Here is an 18,974-nt window from a genome sequence, read left to right as displayed (position 1 = left end):
CTTTATTTATTTTGCGAAAATTATTATACCTTATCTTTCTATTATTGAGCAGATTGGCTTAATGATGCGGCTTATTACTGCTTATGGGAGACGATGGAACTTGCGATGTAACGCGTTACGTATAAGAAGAGAAAAGACATAGATAAGAGGAGAATAGATAAGACAATATACATCAGACAAGATCAAGATAAAATAATCTGAGACAAAAGGTGATGAGATAAATGAAGGCAACTAAAGTTATGTCGTGTAGAATTTTTATTTTGTAGATTGGATTTTATGAGTCGAAATCCATACAGATGAGATCATTTTTTTGTGATTTTGGACTCTTTTTTGTCTTTTGTGAAGTTCCTTTTGGGAAAGTGATTTTTCTGGAAAGGAACTTTTTTTGTATTTCTATGAAAGACAAATGTATTAGTTTACGATTTTTTGAAAGTTCAGAAAACTTTAGGTTTTTGGATGTAGAAATTACCATTCAGAATGTATAAATAGGAAAATGTGCAAAACTGGCTGAAATATGGAAAAAAACGAAATAAAAGAAGTGAAAAATCGAGGCTTTTCGTAAAAAGTTTGAAAAAAACTTTAGACGATTGGCCTTTTTTTTGTACTAGTATAGTAGAGGGGTAATTTCGAAAGACATTCCCCAAGAAGAAAAATGAGGTGCTGGCAATGAAAAAATTACAATGGCTGAAAACGAAAGTAGGACTTTTTTTAGATCCCCGTATTCTTTATTTGATGAATCTTCCCAACGGCGATTCGTATATCGTCTTATGGTTCTTCTTAAAAGATATGGCAGGTATGGTCAATGACGACGGTAAGATTTACGTCTCCGAGACCGAGCCCCTTACGACGCAGCTCATTGCTAAGAGCCTGCACCGCCGCCAGCCTTTTATTGAAAATGGCTTGAAGGCATTAGAGCAGGTCGACCTCATTGAACGCGACGAAAAAGGGATGATCCGCATCCTTATCTGGGATGAACTGCAAAGCTTTCATCGCGATGAGAGGCGAAGGGAGCAGACCAATGAACGGGTTCGCCGCTATCGGGAGAGGCAGCGCTTGGCTCAAGAGGAAGAAACTCAACCAGAAGGCCTTCCGGAAGAAAGTCCCATCATCGAGGCTTCCGGCCAAAGTTCTAGTGAGCCTTGTCAAGAGAAAGCCCTGGCCCTGCCCATCGAACAGCTCGTCGAAGAAGCTGTCGTAGCCGAAAAGACGGGTGACATGCCGCTGAAAGCGCTTCCTGCTACGGATGAAGGGGAAGAGTCGGCTTACAGGCGAAGCTGTGACGACGCCGAAGGCCGTGAAGGGCTATGCCTCGGTCCAGACCTATCAGAACCTCTTTGGACCCATGCAGGGCGATTTTGCTCATCGATTGATTACCTTGGAAAACATGTGGGGTAGCGAACCCACTTGTACGGCCATCGAAATGGCTCACGAAAACAAGGTCAATAATATCAACTACATTGCCGCCATTTTGAAGAACAGCAACGGACGACCCATGCGCGGCAAACGAAAGGAAGATGAATTCCATGGCTATCCCAACTTTAATGAATACGTTGAAGGCGTGTTACGGGGCGAACCAGAATACAAACCCCATCTTCATCGAAACGCTGAAGGAAAATCTGGGCTCCGACATGTCGGTGACTCAGGCCAAGACCTTGGCTAATCGGCTTGTTGCTTCGCATAAATTTTCACCGTCCATTTCTGAAATCGTTGCCGAATGGCAACAGATGCGAAGGGAGATGAACCGCCGCGTCTACGAGGCGACGCCGGTCTCCACGACGATGAGTCCGGAAACGAAACGGCGCGTGACAGAGACCATGGATCGGATCCGGGAAAACAGGCCCAAAGAATATGGGGGCATGAGTCCTCATGTGATGGACTTTGCCCGCCAGTTCTTCCCTGATATTAGCGAAGCGACGGCCCGGCGCAACTGCCTCGATATCATGAACTGCATGAGTACCCGGGAGTCTGAAATTGCGGCCGGAAGTCCTTACCGGACCTATATGGAATTGAATGATAACGGCATGATTACCTTAGTCATCCGTAAAATTGCATAAAGAAAGGAGACACTATGAACCAACTCTTTCGTTTCTTACGAAACCTCGACAAGAGGAAACTCATCTTCATCCTGCAAAGGGCCAGCGCTCTCTTGCTTCCCATCAGGCCCTATGCCGAATGCGGGCGGACCGATACCTGTCCTTGTCCTTATAAAAAGAAAGCCATTCAGGGCATTGCCATCGGCGGCCAAACGGCCAGTGTAGAAATCGGAACGAGACGTGAGTTTTAAGAAAGGAGCATTATGAAAGTCTATGTGAACGCCGGCCACGACCGGTTGCTTGATTCGGGCGCCGTCAATCCGCGACTCGACCTCAGGGAGTGCGACGCAGCCTATGAATTGGCCTGCCTCGTCATGTCCTACCTCGAAGACAACGGCATTGCCGTACGCTTCGGACAGAACGACAATCTCTATGCCGTCTGTGACGAGGCCAATAGTGAAGATTGCGACCTCTTTATTTCCCTTCATTTTAACGCTTTCAATGGCAGGGCCAGCGGGACGGAAACATTGATTTCGGGCTCTACGGGAAGTTTGATGCTCGGGCACTGTATCCAGTCCAATTTGAAAGCCGTCTTGAACCTCCCGAACCGGGGCCTCAAAGAACGGCCGGGACTCTTCGTCCTGCGAAGCACCATGATGCCGGCCGTCCTCGTCGAAGTCTGCTTCCTTGACAACGACTGCGACTGGCGCCGCTACGAGGCCCATAAAGATGCCGCGGCCAGGGCCATTGCCACGGGCATTATGCAGTACCCGGCCCAGATGAAAGGCGCCGCCCTCTGGGGGGACGCCGCATAACCTTGTTTGACGTAACGGGTGCATACCCGATTCACACATAATTTTTAAAGAAAGGAGGCATGAACTATGGCAGAACGCAGTGCAGTGTCCAGCAAATTGAAGCTGGTCTTGTCCTATCCGGACGAATACGGCGAAACGCGGAGCAAATCGGTACTGATGCGCAACCTCGTCGTCGGAGCCGACGCAGCCAGTGTCATCACGGCTGTCGATGCAATCGGCACTTTGTACGAAAATCCCATCGTGACCGTCCGTGAAGTCGTCGAAAACGAGATCACGGGCTAAGGAAGGTCCTTCGGGTCTTCCGGCAATCTAAACAGAAAGGAGAGAAACCAATGGCTATTAAATCGGAAACGAAAACGCTGCGCCTGACCTTCGTCGACGGCATCAATAAGAACGTCAGCTATTCCATCGCTTCGCCGAAGGCAGACCTCGACAAAGCAACCGTTGATGCAGCAGCCAACGCCATCGTCGATGCGAAAATCTTTGCGACCGACGACGGCGGCAACCTGACGGCTTTGAAAGACAGCCAGATCGTAACACGTAAAGTCGAAACGCTCGAATAAGCGTTGTCGTAATACAGGGGGGATACCTTGGGCGGCACCTGCCGCTCAGGGTATTTTCCGTATCTGAATTTTTGATGAGAAATGTGAGGAAGTAGTGAGGGGTGTTTCTAATCTAAAAAATTTAAGTAAGGAGTTGATTGTATGACGGTCCAGTTGAGACACTGTGTCCGTGCGGCACAACGCGGAGATACCTTGGCAATGGAAGAAGTGATTCGGGAATTTGATCCCTTCCTCTGTAAGCTGGCTAAGGCATATCAGGAGGAATATCAAGATTATTATCAGACTTTTGGTGAAGCCCTTTCTACGGCGTATCAGGGGGCCCTTCAGTGCATTTTTAAGTATGATCTGAATCAACCGGAGCCTGTGACTAAAGTGATGGTAGCTTCGGTTTATAATCAATTTCGTCGCGAAACGTATCAGCATACATGCTATCATAAAAAAATTAAAAAAAATATCTTTGATAAGGATACCGTGACGGATTTACCCGAAAACGCACTGGCTTCTGAACGCTATTGCCCGGAACATAAATACTTGCAGACCGAAATAAGCCTGGAGCTGGATCAGACCTTAGAGATATTGCCGGAACTTCATCGAGAGATGATTGTGAAGCATGTCATTGACGGCGATTCCTACAGTCAGCTGGCAAAAGAACACTGCCTTAGCAAAGCCGGTGTCGGATACCAAGTAAAACAGGGGTTGTCAAAGTTGAGACGTCATATGACAGAGAAAGGACCGGCTGGTTAGGTTGATTAAAATAAAGATTGGGATATTGCAGAAAGCAGATGAGACTGGCCGATGGCTGATGAGCGGCTGTCTGGCTAGAATATGGGGAATATGGTATAATAAAATCATAGAAAAGCATAAAAAGCTTGTGTTTTGCCATAATCCGTGGTAAATTAATAAGGTTTAAAGAATTTAAATGAAGCGGATAGGAGGGGAGAAAATGGTACGTGCTATTGATGTTGCAAGATTTTTTATCAATATAACCAATACGATCCCCACAGATGATTTGATGACCAACATGCGAGTTAACAAGCTCCTGTACTTTGCTCAGGGAGAATGTTTGCGGCAGTTAGGTGAACCTCTGTTTTGTGATGAGATGGAAGCTTGGAATTATGGTCCCGTAGTTCCTTGTGTCTATCAGACCTATAAAATATTTGGGCGTGAACCGATAAAAGATGAGACCGAATATCAGGACAACTTATCTGATCAGGAAAAAGATGTCTTGTTTGATGTATTGCGTTACTATGGCCAATTTTCTACAAATACTCTCGTGTCTATGTCGCATCAAAAACAGTCTCCATGGGCTGTTGTGCATAAAGATGGCGTGATGCACACTAAAATATCGAAAGAAGCGATTAAGTCTTTCTTTGAAAGTAAGGATCCTATCCCTAAATTCACGCTTCCCTATCAAGAATCAGACTTTGTAGGATATAGAGATAAAGACGGGTATCTAGTTCTCCCCAAGGACTGGGACGATGAAGAATAGGTGGGAGGTATGGTGGGCCTACGTCAAGTTTGAGGATTCAAATGAAGTAAAGAAAAGGCCTGTCCTTGTTTTAGAGAATCGTGTAGCCTATATCCTGTCCTTAAAAATTACTTCTCATGAGCCAAGAAAAAAATTCGATGGTGAATATCAGCTTTTACAATGGGAAAAGGCCGGATTGACAAAACCTTCTGTCGTTCGAACGTCTAAAGTATTATGCTTGGAAGAAGATGATTTTGACACTAAGATTGGGAAGCTTACAGACACTGATATATATGCAATACAGATGTTGTTAAATTTTTATCATTGAGTTTTTTTGATGTGTCTTTTAGGGCATCGATGCAGAAGTGATTAGATAACCTGTTGTCTTTATAGGCAACAGGTTGTTTTTTGCATACATTAGCTGATAAAGTTGATTTTTGAGGATAAAAGAAGTATTGGGCAGGAGAGACTGACTGGTTTGATAAGGGGTCATATGATATAATAAATTATTATACGGTATTTTACAGGAGGTTTGCCTTATGTATGATTATCTGATTGTTGGCAGCGGGTTGTTTGGATCGGTCTTTGCCCGTGAGATGACGAATGCCGGGAAGTCTTGCCTTGTGTTGGAACGGCGCGACTATGTCGGCGGCAATGTGTACTGTGAGGAGAAGGAAGGCATCCACATTCATAAGTACGGCGCTCATATTTTCCATACGTCGAATAAGGTCGTGTGGGACTATGTCAATCAGTTCGTGGAATTCAATCATTATGTCAATTCGCCGGTGGCCAATTATAAGGGCGAATTGTACAACCTTCCTTTTAACATGAATACCTTTACCAAGATGTGGGGCGTCCGGACACCGAAAGAAGCAGCGGCCAAGATTGCCCAGCAGCGGGAAGAAGCAGGGATTACGGATCCTCAGAATCTCGAAGAACAGGCTATTTCCCTTATCGGAACGGATATCTATACGAAACTCATCAAAGGCTACACGGAAAAGCAGTGGGGACGGCCCTGCACGGAAATCCCGTCCTTCATCATCAAACGCCTGCCGGTTCGCTATACCTTTGACAATAACTATTTCAATGACCGCTATCAGGGGATTCCCATCGGCGGCTATAATGTCCTCATCAAAGGCTTATTGGAAGGCATTGAAGTCCGGACCGGCGTCGATTATAATGCGTCCCGCAGCGACTATGAAGGCATCGCCAAAAACATCGTCTATACGGGCCCCATTGACGAATACTTCGGTTATCAGTTGGGCCGTTTGGAATACCGCGGCCTTCGCTTTGAAACGGAACGGCTGGAAGAAGAAAACCATCAGGGCGTAGCCGTCATGAATTATACCGATGCGGAAACACCGTATACGCGTATTTTGGAACATAAGCACTTTGAATTCGGGACTCAGCCCGTAACTTATGTGACTAAGGAATATCCGGCCGACTGGGAACCGGGCCAGGAAGCGTACTATCCGATTAACGATGCGCCAAATCAGGCCCTCTATGCAAAGTATGCTGCCCTTGCCGAAAAAGAGCAGAACGTAATCTTTGGCGGTCGCTTGGCAGAGTATAAGTATTACGATATGGATGACACCGTTGAAAGTGCTTTGAAGATGGTTGATAAGGTCTTGGGACGGTAATTGGCGGTGTAGATTTTTATGAAGACGAAAGCGAGTTCTATGCAATCGATAGGACTCGCTTTTTACCGGACTTTTAGCCGATAGATTGATTATTTTATGAAAGGACGCAAGAAGTGGCTGAAGATATGAGGGAAGTGGCGAGACGACAGGGAAGGCAGCTGATTTCGATTTTAGTGCCTTGTTACAATGAGGAGGCGGTGCTGCGGGAGTTTTACCGGCGTACGAAGGCCGTCATTGACGGGATTCCGGCCTATGATTTCCAGTTTATGTTTGTCAATGACGGAAGTAAGGATGGGACGCTTTCGATTATGCACGAACTGCGGGAGAAGGATGACCGAGTGTCTTACGTCAATTTATCCCGTAATTTTGGCAAGGAAATCGCCATGACGGCGGGCATCGATTATTTGACCGGTGATGCGGCTATTATCATGGATGCTGATTTGCAGGATCCGCCGGAACTTATCCCTGAAATGATTCATTGGTGGGAGCAGGGCTATCAGGACGTCAGTGCCAAGCGGCGCAGCCGGGCCGGGGAAACGTTTTTCAAGAAATGGTCGTCTCATGCTTTTTATACGATCTTGCAGAAACTCTCGAATGCTCCTATGCAGCGCGACGTCGGTGATTTTCGCCTCCTCGACCGTCAGTGCCTGAACGCTCTGCGGATGATGCGTGAATCTCAGCGATACAATAAAGGCCTTTTTAGCTGGATCGGCTTTGAAAAGAAGGAAATCCTCTTTGACCGCGATGCCCGGGCTGCCGGCAAGACTAAGTGGAACTATTGGAAGCTCCTCAATTTGGCCATCGAAGGCATTACCAGCTTTACCACGGCGCCCTTGCGGGCTGCAACCTATATCGGTATTTTTCTGGCCTTTATTGCCATGATTTATATGTTGTTTATCATCGGTCGGACGATCCTTTTTGGCGAAGACGTGCCGGGCTATCCGTCCCTCATTTCAGCCATTCTCTTCATCGGTGGCGTCCAGCTCTCCTTCCTGGGAATTATCGGGGAATACCTGGGACGAGTCTTCAATGAAAGCAAATTCAGGCCTCTCTATTTGGTGCAAGACGTCAATGGCAATCGGGTCATGAATCAGGATAAGGTCAGGGAGGTCTGCAAATATGGAAAATAAGGGGATTTTTAAGTATCGTCGATGCCTGTTTTTTGGACTCATCTTTTTGAGTATCGTCATCTTCTTTACGACGGCTCATCCTTTAGTCCCTTATGACGGCGACGATTGGTCAAATCTGTCTTTGATGCGAAAAGCCGTCCCCATGACCGGGGCCTATAATCCGATTAAAATCCTTCCGGAAACCCTGTTTCCCTTGGCCGGACTCATTGCTGCCTACGTCGTCTATCCGCTCATCGGCGACTACATTTCGGCCATTGCCATGACGTCGGCATTGGTCATGGGAGGTCTTGTCTGCCTTTATATGTATCTCTTTTTTCGATTCGTTGAAAGCTGGCTTTCTCTGTCCGACTATGCAAATATGATGGTGACGGCCCTGTTTTTCCTCCTTCATTTTGCCCTTTTCTATGAAAAATTATCGCCCGTGATATACCTTTTTGGCAGCATCAATCTGACCTGCATCTATCACTATGTGATTCCGGCCCTGGTTAACCTTTGTGTCGTGCTGTACCTGGCCCGTTTTGATGTGGTTCATGAAGCCTTGAACCTAAGTGTGAGTCGACACAGGGTGCTGCTGTTCTGTATATACCTGGCGATTTTTTCCAACACTTTATCCAATATCATCTTGGCAGCCTATGTCGGTTCTGTGCTGGTATTTAAATTCTTTGCTCATTTTAAAGCGCAAGGCAATTATAAGGCCTTTGTAAAGAATAATGCTTTTTATATCGGCATCATTATAGTCTGGCTCCTTGCCCTCGTGTTTGAAGCTCAAGGCGGACGGGCTCATGATATCGGAAAGGGAATGACTCTTTCTGTGATTCATGAAACGGGAAAAATCTTTTGGTCCATGATTGCTCGATTGAGCAGCGAAGTTTTAGGCATAGGCGCTCTTTTTGTCGTTTGGGTCTTGTATCACTGCTATCGTAAAAAAGACGGGACTTACTATCCGATTATCGGGACGTATATTACTGCGTCGCTGTTATCTGGCGTCTATTTGCTGCTGCTCTGTGCTAAGGCGAGTCCCGGATACATCGGCCGCAGTGACGTCTTTATTTCCTTCATCATTTGGATGGTCTTATTGATTGTCTTGTCCTTGTCCTATGTGTTCAAACAATATGGGAAGAGTGTCTTTGTCGGGCCTCTGCTGGTATTGTTTTTCGTCGTTGAAGTCGGCCTTGGCGGGAAGGGATTTGTCCAAAGTACGATGGGCAGTGTACCACCGTCTATTTGCTATGAAATCGATTATAATTTGATTGAACAGATTCAGGCAGCGGATCGTGAAGGCAAGAACGAAATGGTCCTTCGCGTGCCCAAAGGAGATAACCGCGATAACTGGCCGCACCCGATGTATATGGGCGGGAATATCAGCCGGACCCTTTATAAACACGGTCTCATCTCACGGAATATCAAAATTAAGATTCAGCCCGATGCGGCCATGAATGAACAATATCATATTGCCGTTCCTAAGTAGGGATATGCGTCCGTCGCACCTCTATGGGAGCGCGTGGCTTGAAAGGGAAACACACATGGTGTTCCCGTCAATCTTATCCGCATACTCATGCGTTTGTAATGTGTGAAATTTCTTAAGACGCAAAAATCCCCTCCTTAGATCATCATAGGGAGAGGACTTCTATATATTTTTCTATAAAGACTACTGATAAAATTTTATTTTGGAGATGGGGAGGGCGGTGTAGAGATAGGGGGACACGGAGGTTGTGGCGAAGGAAGACTAAAGCCGTCTTGTCGTTCTTCAGGTTTGTTATCTTTACAGTAAAACATAGAAATACCTTCTTTCTGAAATTAAAGTAATGTTATTTATTGCGAGATGGAGACAAGATGAACGATCCTATTTTAATTATTACAGCGTTAGCACCAGGGATTATTGGTATAGCTGTTCAAAAACTGCTTCGTGGCGATGTTACAGAGGAACCGTTTCAGAAGGGGATTTTGAAATATTTTTTATATGCTGCAAGTTCATTACTTTTAACCGATATGATTGCAGCTGTAAAAGGTGTGAACGGGCCGGTTGGTAAAATTCTGTCAGGTGCTCAACTGTCCTATTTTGATTTTACGTTGCCCATGCTAAGTGCTTGTGTAATTGCTATTATTTGGCATGTTATCGGCAGTCGGTGTGCCATATGGGCTGCCAATCAAATTAACAAACTTGCAGGACGAAATCCGATATTCCTGGATCAATGTATGCTGGAAACGATGTTGTCTGATAATCAGCCGCATTTTCTTGAAATTCAATTTTCGGATGGTAGAATTGAAAAAGGGTTTGTATCTAAAGCCATTATTCATGAAAAGACTATTATGCTGAAACCAGATCCTGACTGGACAAATGATACAGGTTATGAACGTCATATTACTAGAAAAATGATTAATCTAGAACTGGGACTCGTCATAACAGAATATGAATATAGGTTTAAATGCGAGAATGCCGATATCCAGATAAATGAATTTAAAGAAAAATAGTTATTTTGGTTTATATGCGGGATTGCAGGTGTATAGGCCGTCAATATGTTCATATAAATCAGGCTTTATATGGTTATATAGAGGATCTAAAATAAAATCGATTCCCTCTCTTCGGGCTAATTTTGCAGCGGGAATAAAGTCACTGTCTCCAGAAATTAGAATTATTCGTTCCACCTGTTTCTTATAAGCTAAGGATGCGATATCGATTCCGATTTTTATATCGACACCCTTTTGATCCACGTTGATGTTAAAATCTTTTTCGGTTAACGCATTAATTGATTTATTTTGGGCAAGTAATTTTTTTAGTACTTGGGGGCGTATATTAAAATGGGCCTGCTCATCCGATAATTTCCCTAGGCGAAGAGCGACTTTGCGTTTTTGACGCAATTCTTCAAAAAAATCCGTCGTCCAAGTAAATAAATCTGTTTTCCCAAAATCAATGGTTTTCTTTAATAATGGATGGTAGACTTTTTTATCCATAGGAGGGCAGTCGTAATAAAAGATTCTATACAATTCAGTTCGCTCAAGTGGAATACGCTTAAGGTGTCGATGACAATAGGCAATCAATTCATTGGCACGTTCTTGCGCAGTCTTTTCTCCTAAGCAGCTTTGAGCTCTGCGACGATAGAAACCCCCATCTATCATGATGGCAACTTTCATAAAAGATACCTCCCAAATAAAAAATCCTTGGATTCGGCACATTCCCTATAACTGGACGGCTTACTACCAAGGATACTATTAACTATTTGGTAGCTTTATTATATGTCCTTGAACCGTAAATGTCAAGCAATAGGAAGTGCAAATTTAATTAGTGAAATTAATTATGCAAGGTTATATTGATTTTAATATCGACGATATAATTTTAAACCCGCATTTCTATATTTGACGTGTCAAATATAGGTAATGGAAACGATCGTATATACCATATATAGTATATATAAGAACTTATGTTTTGTCAAACAATCTGTAGTGTCTTGATTGTTGAATGGTATATATTTTTTTACGAATCATCTTTTAGGTCAAGACTGATATAGTGGTTGGACAATGCCTAGGGGATTCGTTGCTTTTTTGAAGGAAAGGTGTTTCGCAGTGGCGGCGTCGGAAAGTATTTCAATATACGACAAAGAACTTCAAAATATGGTATAATATGAATAGATTTATGAATTTTATACTATTCTGCCCCGATGGGATGGAACTGCGGCCGTTTAGGATTTTTGAAAGCGAATTTCAGCGAAAAAACAGAAAACAGCCGAAAAATAAAATCCGCCCCGTAAATAGCCTTTTCGATGGTGTAGTTAAGCCATTTGTATGGGGTGCTGTTAATTACCTTAAACCCCGAAAGGGGACGAAAACGTCGCACTGATAATCATGCCGTCCGTAATTGGTACCATTTAGAACCACAATCCCTGCAAGGGGACGGAAACTAATATTTCACTGTGTAGGACCTAGGCTGTACCGTGGAAGGCGTTAAGAACCTCAATCCCCGTAAGGGGACGGAAACCTATCGTAGTATCCGGCTGTTCCGCCGGCAACTGCCAAGAGTTAAGAAACATAATCCCCCTAAGGAGACGGAAACCCTTTCCCATAGACAAAATCTTCAATCTCCGTCTTGCCGTAGTTTAGAACCTGAATCCTCGCAAGGGGACGGAAACTCGTCCGTGACATTGCAAACAGGGCAAAGGTGCAGCCGTTTAGAACCATAATCCCCGGACCTACTTGGACTCCTTTCTTGGTAAGAAAGGAGGTAATCAATAGGGGACGGAACGTTGTAAGGTGTAAATCTGAAGTGTGTATGAGAAAAGCCAGTACAGGGCATCTGTTGGGATGTCGGGTACTGGCTTTTTGTGTGCCGGGCTATTCTGTTGAGTTGTGCGAGTCGTGTTGTCTGACAAGAGAAATGTGTTTTATACCTTTATCGGTACGAAATGAGTTAGGAAAGCGTTGGTGCAAAGGGTCCTATGGACGGCAGACTTTGCAGGGAACGTAGCCGGAGGAGACGGCTTCTCCCCGACTGTTGAAGTAGGTACGATTGGATTCGTTCATCTTCTGCTCCCAGCGGCAGCCCTGATTGTGGAATTTCATACTTTGCACGTTTCCAACATAGGCTGCAGAAGCGATGGCGGCCGTGGCTGTCCATAGGATCGTCGTTAAGGCAATGGCTATTTTCTTTTTCATGACAGGGCTCTCCGTTTCTGAGTAATCTTTAATATAATTATAGCGAATATAGTTAATTATGAAAAGTAAATTAGAGATATTCATAAAAAATACGATGTTATTATCTAATGAGGAGGCGGATGTAGAGATGGAAGTGAAGAGAATTGGTGACGATTAGAGTTTTAAGTAAAATGATGCTATAATGAAATAAAGAAGTGCTGGAAAAGAACTTTTGTTGTCGTGCCTTACATGGGGCACGTGGATTGAAACGACGATATTAATCAGATGATGGGTACGTATTACGTCGCGCCTCTCTTGGGGCGCGTGGGGTGAATTGGTGCCGAGGGAGGGACTGGAACCCTCAAAGTGTATCGTAATCTGTGAGTGCGTTGATTGGGATATTGTATAGTTTGTTCCTTCCGTTAAGAGCCATAATCCCCGCAAGGGGACGGAAATCGGAGAAACTATTTGCTTGGTACTTCCTCAACAATGACACTGGCAAAAAATCACTTCAGCAAGGCAGCCACATCCCGGTATTAGGTCGTGTTGTGGCTGGAATTCCTATCGAAGCGGTTCAAGAATTCTAGATTACGAGGAAATAACGCCTGAATTAGCTGCCACAGGAGAATTCTTTGCCTTAAAAATCCGTGGCCAGTCGATGGAACCGCGCTCATCGCCACTAACACCAGTGTATATGAGCCCCACTTTTATTCAAATAGAGAGATTCAGTTACTCTCAGTACAAATCATCGGGAAAGTAATTGAACTTCGAGGAAAATTATAATTTATAAGACGGTGATTTTGTGAACGGAAATAGATTAAAAATCCTACGTGAAGAAAAGGAACTGACTCAAAAAAAATTAGCTGACATGCTTGATTTGACTCCTAAGGCTATCTCGTTTTATGAGCTAGGCGCCCGAGAACCATCTGGCAAAGTGTTGATAAACATGGCAAAAATTCTAGGCACAACAACAGATTACCTGCTAGGTTATTCAGATTCAAAGACGACTAAAAAGTTTTGCAATACGTTTTCTACGCAGTTAAAAACATACCGAAAACGCAACAATTACACGCAAAGATACCTGGCTGATGCACTAGGAATAACGCAGCAAGCTGTTGCTAAATGGGAAACAAATAAGGCATCCCCAGATCCTGAAATGTTAAAGAAGATAAGCAAATTATTCAACGTTACAATCGACAATTTACTAGGCGGCCATTCAGATATCAAAAAGGAGAAAATGCACAAGGACTTAAACAAATTTCTAGAACAGTCAGAAATAATATTTGACGGTGATACATATAATCTTGAAGATACTGAACGGCAAGTGGTCCTGAAATCATTGGAAGTGGCCTTCTACGCCGTGACCCAAAAGCGAAAAAAAGATGCTCACCACGAGGAATAGAGATGATAATATGACATCAGGTCAGAGAATTGCTAAATTGAGAAAAGAAAGAGACTTGCAACAAAAAGAGGTTGCCGAGGCAATAGATATAAATCGTATCGTATTGAATCGAATTGAACTTGGAAAACGTCCGCTACGTGATGATGAAGTAGTGGCTCTCGCTGATTTCTTTCATGTCACAACAGACTACTTACTAAAAGGTAGCCTTCCTGATACAGATAATCAAAAAGAGAATACCACCGTATCCAAAATAAAACTTGGTGACAAGTTAAAAAAACTTCGAGAGAAAAAAGGGCTAATGCAACGAGATGTGTGTCTAGCATTAAAAATAGAACAAAGCACACTTGCAAATTATGAAAATAATCGGCGAATCCCCTCCCTAGACGTGTTGATTGCTCTTGCTGATTATTATGGTACCTCCTTAGACTACCTTGCCGGTCGGACTGATGAAAGCACCATTCCCTTCTCTCTCTTATTCAAACAGCTTAGAGAACAGCATGGACTTACTCAATATCAATTGGGGCAGAAATTAAATATTTCTCCTAGTGCTATTGGGATGTATGAGCAAGGCCGTAGATTACCCGATATTCCAATACTAATAAAAATTGCATCTTATTTTGGCACTTCACTTGATTATCTATTAAATAATTCAGTTACTAAAAATAATCTACCTGTTAACAGTCCCAAAGACCTTAATAAATTTTTACAGCAGACAGAAATTATCTTTAATGGTAATATTTATCACTTAATGACAGAGGATCGTGATATCGTGATTAAGGCGTTAGATGTCGCTTTTTATAGAATTCCCACAACTAAAAAAAATAACGACACCTTTAAGAAGTAAAGGCATCGCTATAGGGTAATTTAGCTTTATTCTAACTTTATTATTTATATAAAGGAAGCGTTATTATGTACAATGTTTTTGATCGTGTCTCGTAAGGGGGATGTATATTGAAACCAGTACAGGAATGAAGATGTAACTGCAGAACAGGTCGTGCCTCGTAAGGGGCATGTGGATTGAAGAGCAATTATGGATTGTGGATTTTCTGAGTTGCATTGTGAGGACGCTTGGGTTGACAATTTGGATATGACGGCTCTAAAAAACTTGCCTTTTCATCGGGCGAGTTTTTTCACATCAGACAGAATGGGAATGACTCGGTGCTCGGGAGGAAAGAATGTTGTATAAGTCAGACATCCTATTATAGACAGGAACATATTCTGTCATGGTGGTTCTGTATAATAGAGTTTATAACAGCCATGGAATTCGTGAGAAATTCGCCAATTGGGAGGATCGGATTATGACGGTATCGAGATTTCGTTTTTTGGAGCATGATTTCCCCCGTTTATATGATTGCTGCGTCTGGGCCGAGCAGGCTTCCGAGGCTAAGGAGGCCATGGAGGAGATGCGCCGGGCCATGAGATGGATGATTCATGATTTAGGGGCTGCTTATCTGAAGTTGTTTCAGGGCATCAATGAATTAGAAGAAAATCACTTCGTGGATCAAGGCTTAAGCCGCCATTTCCATGAGGTTCGCCGTATGATCGAGCCCTATGGCCGGGAGGATGGGGATGTGCCGTCGTGCTTGGCCCGGTTGTTGATCCTGACGGTAGCTTATGGGCTGTATAAGGGAAAGTCCTATCGGCCGGAAGACTTTTTGCCCGACGATGTTCCCGCTGTGAGCCGCTATTTGGCACAGACCGAAAGGCCGTCCGAAGCCGACCGGGAAGCGTTGCGGCAGGTGCCGTCCCTGTCTCGCCGGTTTTTTGAAACGCCGAGGGCATTCCGCCAGCGGATAAAGGCCATGGAGCCCGTGTATATTGGCTGCGCTATTCTTAATCCCCCTCTGGACGGCGACGGGTATACGGACAACTGTTTTTTGCGGTACCATATCGATCATAATCCCGATATCCAATTTTCGCCTGTCGAAGCTTTTTATGTGACCGGCGTGAGTGATGATACGGTCATCGACGGGGATTTGGTGGCAAAGTTGATGATTTATGACGATGAGGTTTGTTGTGATTACAGCCGGGTGTATCTGAAGCATGGCGACAAGTTGATTGCCGTTCAGCCTCTCTGTTGGGAGCCCTTTCCTTATGAAACGGAGGAAGCCTATGATGAAAGGATCAGCCGCATGCCCTTACTGCCCTTTGGCTGCGCTAAGGCTATCATGGATGACTATGATGCCGAGACGGAGAGGCTGCCTTTTTATATTTGGGCTTTTTGCGATTATGCAAGACCGATTTTTGAAAATTTATTGTTGGCCGATACCCGGGTTCATATTCCCTGTAATCGCAAGATGGCAAAAGAGATTTCTTCTTCGCAGGAGCCGTTCACCCTTTTTTTGAGGCTCCATACGGTCGACGATGCTGCTGAAATTGCGTTGTGGCGAGACGATGTCGGTGAGGTCTTCTGCGGCCGGTATGAGACTCCGCAGGACTGGATGTATGCTAAATGGTACGCTTATTTCTATCGGGAGGCCGTTGACCTGGGAAGTCCCGGCGCACAATTCACTTTGGGACAAATGTGCGGCAGCGATTACGAGCAGGCCTTTTCTTGGTTCCAAAAGTCAGCCGACCAAGGCCATGACAGTGCGCAGAATCAGTTAGGGCTCTGCTATTATGAAGGGAAGGGCGTCGAGCAGGATTACCGGAAAGCTGCAGCCTGGTACCAAAAAGCAGCCGACCAAGGTTATGATGTGGCCCAATATCATTTAGGGAACTGTTATTATCACGGAGAAGGCGTCGAACAAGACTATGGAAAAGCCGTCGCCTGGTATCGAAAAGCGGTGGAACGTGAATTCCTCAACCCTTGGGCAGCCTGTCAGTTGGGCAACTGTTATCGTTACGGTACCGGCGTCGAACAAGATCGTGAACAAGCCATAAAATGGTATAAAAAAGCGGCCATGGATTACGAGTTCGATGAAGAACTGCAGGAACTCGTGCGGCAGGCCTTAGCCGAGATAAAGACTTCTGAGGTGAAAGGAACATAAGATTTCCGATGGCTGCGGTGGGCCGGCGGCCAAACTGTCCGGGAATGCGAAAGAAAAAGTGAAGGCGCCTTTGATGATGCGTATTCGGCAAGTTTCGAATGGCAGACTATGCGCTGATATCTAGGATTGATTACGGCGGGTATGATATACTGATATATAAGAGATTGTGCGGTTGAAAATTTGTTATGATAAAATAAATATTTTGCATTATATGGGGAGATGTAAGGGCTTCTGACGGTTAATTGGAGGAATCTGGTTTTATTTATTGCTATGGAGAAGGTGTCAGCATAGGAGGGTGAAGTAGATGAAGAAGATAACGATGCGTCGGATGATCGGTTTTGGGTTTGGATTTATGCTTCCTAAGATCGTAAAAACTGTGGTAAAAATCGGTGTGATTTTGGGGATCGGGTATTTAAGTACCCGAGGTTATCAGCAGGTAAAAAAGAACGCTTGAGAGGGAGGTTTTTGAAAGGGGCGTCGTACTCGGGGTTATACCGGGGAAAAACGTAAACAGAAAAGGTCAAGGAGTCGTTCCGGACTATCTTTTTGGCGTCATAGAGGGGGCTAAGTCAGGATTCTTTGTATTTGCAGAAGGAGCTGCTGAGTATGGTTGATTATTATAAGCTTTTAGGCGTTGCCCCCGATGCGTCTCGGGAAGAGATCACCCAGGCCTATCTTACGTTGGCCAAAAAGTATCATCCCGATACGACCACCCTTCCTCGGGCTAAAGCAGAAAAAAAGATGGCCTTGCTGCAAAAGGCCCATGGGGTACTGGCCAATCCCTACGAACGTGAGCAGTACGACTTCCTGTTGTCGGTAGAGGACCCCTTTGAAAGTGAAGCGTTTCTTGACATGGCTGAGAGGGACTATATCCCGTATTGCGCGAATCGATTAATGCAGCATGCTGCATGGCTGTTAAAAGTATTCGCCGATAATTTTCACTTTGAAGCGGGATATGAAGAGAGCAATCAGAGTTCATTAGAAGGCTTTTTTGGCATGTTCCTTCGAGAAGAGGATGAGTTTATCGATTTTTTAGAAAAATCTCCTTATAAAAGCGCGAAAGATTTGAAGCCTGCTTTTTGGGTCTACTATCAGTTTGGCATTGCCTATACGTATACCCACGATAAGCAGCAGGCGATTCCTTTTTTAGAAAGGGCCTTGACTTTCGTCCCTGATGACGATGCAGATCGTGCGAAAGTCCAAAAATTATTGACTCGCGTGAAAGACCCGAATTTTAAGGGCTTGCCCGATGAACCAAAACGAAAGCCTTGGCTTCCCCGCGTGATTGCTTTTGTTATCATCGGCTTGATCATCGCCTCTTGTGCGTCAAAATGATATGATAACATTAGGGATTCCTAAGTGGGTGCCGTTTGTCAATCATTTCGGGTATTGCCTTTCCTAAGTAAAGAATAGAGAGCGTAAAAACACAGACTTGCCTTGGAATGAGGTGAGTCTGTATTTTCGTTTTGTCAAATGTTGAGATGCTATCATTTTCAGGGAGAGCTTTAAAGAAAATGCATGTCGTATTGGCAGAATCGAAAGCATCCCATTATTCGACAAAGAACTTCTGAAATATGGTATAATATGAATATATATGGATTTTATACCCTTATCAAATTCGCTCCGCAAATGGCCTTTTCGATGGCGTAACAAAGCCATTTGTAAGAGGTGCCGTTTAGAATCCCAATCCCCGCAAGGGGACGGAAACTAATGGACGCCTGTCGTAGTTGTGATTAATGCTGCGTTAAGAACCACAATCCCCGGACCTATTTGGACTCCTTTCTTGGTAAGAAAGGAGGTAATCAATAGGGGGACGGAAACCTAGTTCGTCTTCAAGTCTCCATAACTCCAGTTCGTTAAGAACCTCTAACCCCGAAAGAGGCCGGAAACAACATTTAGTCATTGTCATTTCCTCCTTTGTTTTTGATGTTAAGAACCTAAATCCCCGTAAGGGGACGGAAACTGATAGAATCCCGCCGTTCGTCCTGGGTCGTAGTCGTGTTAAGAACCTCAATTCCCGAATCTACTTGAACTCCTTTCTTGGTAAGAAAGGAGGTAATCAATAGGGGGCCGGAAATGAATGTTGTATGAGAAAAGCCAGTACTGGGCATCTGTTGTGATGTCTGGTACTGGCTTTTTGTGTGCTGGGCTATTCTGTTGAGTCTTGCTGTCTGATAAGAGAAATGTGGTTTATACCTTTATCGGTACGAGATGAGTTAGGGAGCTGTTGTGCAGGGCCTATGGATAGCATAATAAGAAAAGGTGTGTCTAGATGTAGAATAAAGTATGTACAAAGGTATGATAAAG

The 18,974-nt window shown here is 44.3% G+C and carries 21 protein-coding genes; 19 read left to right on the top strand and 2 right to left on the bottom strand.

What is annotated here, in order from left to right; translation table 11 throughout:
• Positions 1–666 precede the first annotated feature (666 nt).
• From A0U42_RS11545 to A0U42_RS10480, 14 genes are all read left to right on the top strand, one after another.
• On the top strand, positions 667–1,395 hold the full coding sequence (locus A0U42_RS11545) for a phage replisome organizer N-terminal domain-containing protein (protein WP_255304173.1): 729 nt from the start codon (positions 667–669) through the stop codon (positions 1,393–1,395).
• Positions 1,277–1,660 carry a hypothetical protein gene (locus A0U42_RS11865; RefSeq protein ID WP_255304174.1) on the top strand — a complete coding sequence of 128 codons (384 nt, stop codon included), beginning with the start codon at positions 1,277–1,279 and terminating at the stop codon, positions 1,658–1,660. The genes A0U42_RS11545 and A0U42_RS11865 overlap by 119 nt, the downstream gene beginning before the upstream one ends.
• Complete coding sequence (locus A0U42_RS11675) at positions 1,629–2,054, top strand: hypothetical protein (RefSeq protein WP_083122544.1); 426 nt, start codon at positions 1,629–1,631, stop codon at positions 2,052–2,054. Before A0U42_RS11865 ends, A0U42_RS11675 begins: the two co-directional genes overlap by 32 nt.
• A gap of 14 nt (positions 2,055–2,068) precedes the next feature.
• On the top strand, positions 2,069–2,284 hold the full coding sequence (locus tag A0U42_RS10530; RefSeq protein WP_065360939.1) for a hypothetical protein: 216 nt from the start codon (positions 2,069–2,071) through the stop codon (positions 2,282–2,284).
• A gap of 12 nt (positions 2,285–2,296) precedes the next feature.
• Positions 2,297–2,848, top strand: coding sequence for an N-acetylmuramoyl-L-alanine amidase (locus tag A0U42_RS10525; protein WP_065360938.1), 552 nt, complete (start codon positions 2,297–2,299; stop codon positions 2,846–2,848).
• 66 nt (positions 2,849–2,914) lie between these two features.
• Complete coding sequence (locus A0U42_RS10520; RefSeq protein WP_044503864.1) at positions 2,915–3,130, top strand: hypothetical protein; 216 nt, start codon at positions 2,915–2,917, stop codon at positions 3,128–3,130.
• Positions 3,131–3,180: 50 nt separating this feature from the next.
• Positions 3,181–3,411, top strand: coding sequence for a DUF2922 domain-containing protein (locus tag A0U42_RS10515; RefSeq protein WP_065360937.1), 231 nt, complete (start codon positions 3,181–3,183; stop codon positions 3,409–3,411).
• Positions 3,412–3,552: 141 nt separating this feature from the next.
• Positions 3,553–4,155: an RNA polymerase sigma factor gene (locus A0U42_RS10510; protein WP_065360936.1), complete on the top strand. Its 603-nt coding sequence runs from the start codon at positions 3,553–3,555 to the stop codon at positions 4,153–4,155.
• 199 nt (positions 4,156–4,354) lie between these two features.
• On the top strand, positions 4,355–4,900 hold the full coding sequence (locus tag A0U42_RS10505; protein ID WP_255304172.1) for a Panacea domain-containing protein: 546 nt from the start codon (positions 4,355–4,357) through the stop codon (positions 4,898–4,900).
• The gene (locus A0U42_RS10500; RefSeq protein WP_065360934.1) at positions 4,890–5,207 is read left to right on the top strand and encodes a type II toxin-antitoxin system PemK/MazF family toxin; all 318 of its coding nucleotides are present in this window, start codon (positions 4,890–4,892) and stop codon (positions 5,205–5,207) included. The genes A0U42_RS10505 and A0U42_RS10500 overlap by 11 nt, the downstream gene beginning before the upstream one ends.
• A gap of 211 nt (positions 5,208–5,418) precedes the next feature.
• Positions 5,419–6,519: a UDP-galactopyranose mutase gene (glf, locus tag A0U42_RS10495; RefSeq protein WP_065360933.1), complete on the top strand. Its 1,101-nt coding sequence runs from the start codon at positions 5,419–5,421 to the stop codon at positions 6,517–6,519.
• Positions 6,520–6,632: 113 nt separating this feature from the next.
• On the top strand, positions 6,633–7,649 hold the full coding sequence (locus tag A0U42_RS10490; protein ID WP_255304171.1) for a glycosyltransferase family 2 protein: 1,017 nt from the start codon (positions 6,633–6,635) through the stop codon (positions 7,647–7,649).
• Positions 7,639–9,117: a hypothetical protein gene (locus A0U42_RS10485; RefSeq protein ID WP_065360931.1), complete on the top strand. Its 1,479-nt coding sequence runs from the start codon at positions 7,639–7,641 to the stop codon at positions 9,115–9,117. The genes A0U42_RS10490 and A0U42_RS10485 overlap by 11 nt, the downstream gene beginning before the upstream one ends.
• A gap of 365 nt (positions 9,118–9,482) precedes the next feature.
• Complete coding sequence (locus tag A0U42_RS10480; protein WP_065360930.1) at positions 9,483–10,121, top strand: hypothetical protein; 639 nt, start codon at positions 9,483–9,485, stop codon at positions 10,119–10,121.
• On the opposite strand, the gene A0U42_RS10475 is transcribed toward A0U42_RS10480, so the two are convergent.
• Both A0U42_RS10475 and A0U42_RS10470 read right to left on the bottom strand, forming a co-directional pair.
• Positions 10,122–10,781, bottom strand: a complete 660-nt coding sequence (locus tag A0U42_RS10475; protein WP_065360929.1) for an NYN domain-containing protein — start codon at positions 10,779–10,781, stop codon at positions 10,122–10,124. It lies immediately after the preceding gene.
• 1,296 nt (positions 10,782–12,077) lie between these two features.
• Positions 12,078–12,296, bottom strand: coding sequence for an Ada metal-binding domain-containing protein (locus tag A0U42_RS10470; RefSeq protein ID WP_065360928.1), 219 nt, complete (start codon positions 12,294–12,296; stop codon positions 12,078–12,080).
• Between the two features lie 781 nt (positions 12,297–13,077).
• Here A0U42_RS10470 and A0U42_RS10465 point away from each other — a divergent pair.
• The 5 genes from A0U42_RS10465 (at position 13,078) to A0U42_RS10450 (ending at position 18,002) form a co-directional block, all read left to right on the top strand.
• On the top strand, positions 13,078–13,677 hold the full coding sequence (locus tag A0U42_RS10465; protein ID WP_065360927.1) for a helix-turn-helix domain-containing protein: 600 nt from the start codon (positions 13,078–13,080) through the stop codon (positions 13,675–13,677).
• A gap of 10 nt (positions 13,678–13,687) precedes the next feature.
• Positions 13,688–14,521 (top strand): helix-turn-helix domain-containing protein, encoded by an 834-nt coding sequence (locus A0U42_RS11860; RefSeq protein WP_083122541.1) that lies wholly within the window; start codon positions 13,688–13,690, stop codon positions 14,519–14,521.
• Between the two features lie 454 nt (positions 14,522–14,975).
• Positions 14,976–16,667 (top strand): tetratricopeptide repeat protein, encoded by a 1,692-nt coding sequence (locus A0U42_RS10455; RefSeq protein WP_065360926.1) that lies wholly within the window; start codon positions 14,976–14,978, stop codon positions 16,665–16,667.
• A gap of 304 nt (positions 16,668–16,971) precedes the next feature.
• Entirely contained in the window at positions 16,972–17,121 is a 150-nt protein-coding gene (locus A0U42_RS11670) for a hypothetical protein (RefSeq protein WP_176698865.1), read from the top strand.
• A gap of 131 nt (positions 17,122–17,252) precedes the next feature.
• A complete protein-coding gene (locus tag A0U42_RS10450) occupies positions 17,253–18,002 on the top strand; it encodes a DnaJ domain-containing protein (RefSeq protein WP_141669524.1) in 750 nt (249 codons plus the stop codon).
• Positions 18,003–18,974 lie beyond the last annotated feature (972 nt).

Source organism: Megasphaera sp. DISK 18, from assembly GCF_001682955.1.
GTDB lineage: Bacteria > Bacillota > Negativicutes > Veillonellales > Megasphaeraceae > Megasphaera > Megasphaera massiliensis.
Note: the sequence above shows the minus strand (reverse complement) of the source record. Positions and strands in the feature narration are given on the sequence as shown.

What these genes read in the sequence shown, in the direction of transcription:
- A0U42_RS11545 (WP_255304173.1), top strand. Translation starts at nt 667, where the DNA reads ATGAAAAAATTACAATGGCTGAAAACGAAAGTAGGACTTTTTTTAGAT.
- A0U42_RS11675 (WP_083122544.1), top strand. Translation starts at nt 1,629, where the DNA reads ATGTCGGTGACTCAGGCCAAGACCTTGGCTAATCGGCTTGTTGCTTCG.
- A0U42_RS10530 (WP_065360939.1), top strand. Translation starts at nt 2,069, where the DNA reads ATGAACCAACTCTTTCGTTTCTTACGAAACCTCGACAAGAGGAAACTC.
- A0U42_RS10525 (WP_065360938.1), top strand. Translation starts at nt 2,297, where the DNA reads ATGAAAGTCTATGTGAACGCCGGCCACGACCGGTTGCTTGATTCGGGC.
- A0U42_RS10520 (WP_044503864.1), top strand. Translation starts at nt 2,915, where the DNA reads ATGGCAGAACGCAGTGCAGTGTCCAGCAAATTGAAGCTGGTCTTGTCC.
- A0U42_RS10515 (WP_065360937.1), top strand. Translation starts at nt 3,181, where the DNA reads ATGGCTATTAAATCGGAAACGAAAACGCTGCGCCTGACCTTCGTCGAC.
- A0U42_RS10510 (WP_065360936.1), top strand. Translation starts at nt 3,553, where the DNA reads ATGACGGTCCAGTTGAGACACTGTGTCCGTGCGGCACAACGCGGAGAT.
- A0U42_RS10505 (WP_255304172.1), top strand. Translation starts at nt 4,355, where the DNA reads ATGGTACGTGCTATTGATGTTGCAAGATTTTTTATCAATATAACCAAT.
- A0U42_RS10500 (WP_065360934.1), top strand. Translation starts at nt 4,890, where the DNA reads ATGAAGAATAGGTGGGAGGTATGGTGGGCCTACGTCAAGTTTGAGGAT.
- glf (WP_065360933.1), top strand. Translation starts at nt 5,419, where the DNA reads ATGTATGATTATCTGATTGTTGGCAGCGGGTTGTTTGGATCGGTCTTT.
- A0U42_RS10485 (WP_065360931.1), top strand. Translation starts at nt 7,639, where the DNA reads ATGGAAAATAAGGGGATTTTTAAGTATCGTCGATGCCTGTTTTTTGGA.
- A0U42_RS10480 (WP_065360930.1), top strand. Translation starts at nt 9,483, where the DNA reads ATGAACGATCCTATTTTAATTATTACAGCGTTAGCACCAGGGATTATT.
- A0U42_RS10475 (WP_065360929.1), bottom strand. Translation starts at nt 10,781, where the DNA reads ATGAAAGTTGCCATCATGATAGATGGGGGTTTCTATCGTCGCAGAGCT.
- A0U42_RS10470 (WP_065360928.1), bottom strand. Translation starts at nt 12,296, where the DNA reads ATGAAAAAGAAAATAGCCATTGCCTTAACGACGATCCTATGGACAGCC.
- A0U42_RS11860 (WP_083122541.1), top strand. Translation starts at nt 13,688, where the DNA reads ATGACATCAGGTCAGAGAATTGCTAAATTGAGAAAAGAAAGAGACTTG.
- A0U42_RS10455 (WP_065360926.1), top strand. Translation starts at nt 14,976, where the DNA reads ATGACGGTATCGAGATTTCGTTTTTTGGAGCATGATTTCCCCCGTTTA.
- A0U42_RS11670 (WP_176698865.1), top strand. Translation starts at nt 16,972, where the DNA reads ATGAAGAAGATAACGATGCGTCGGATGATCGGTTTTGGGTTTGGATTT.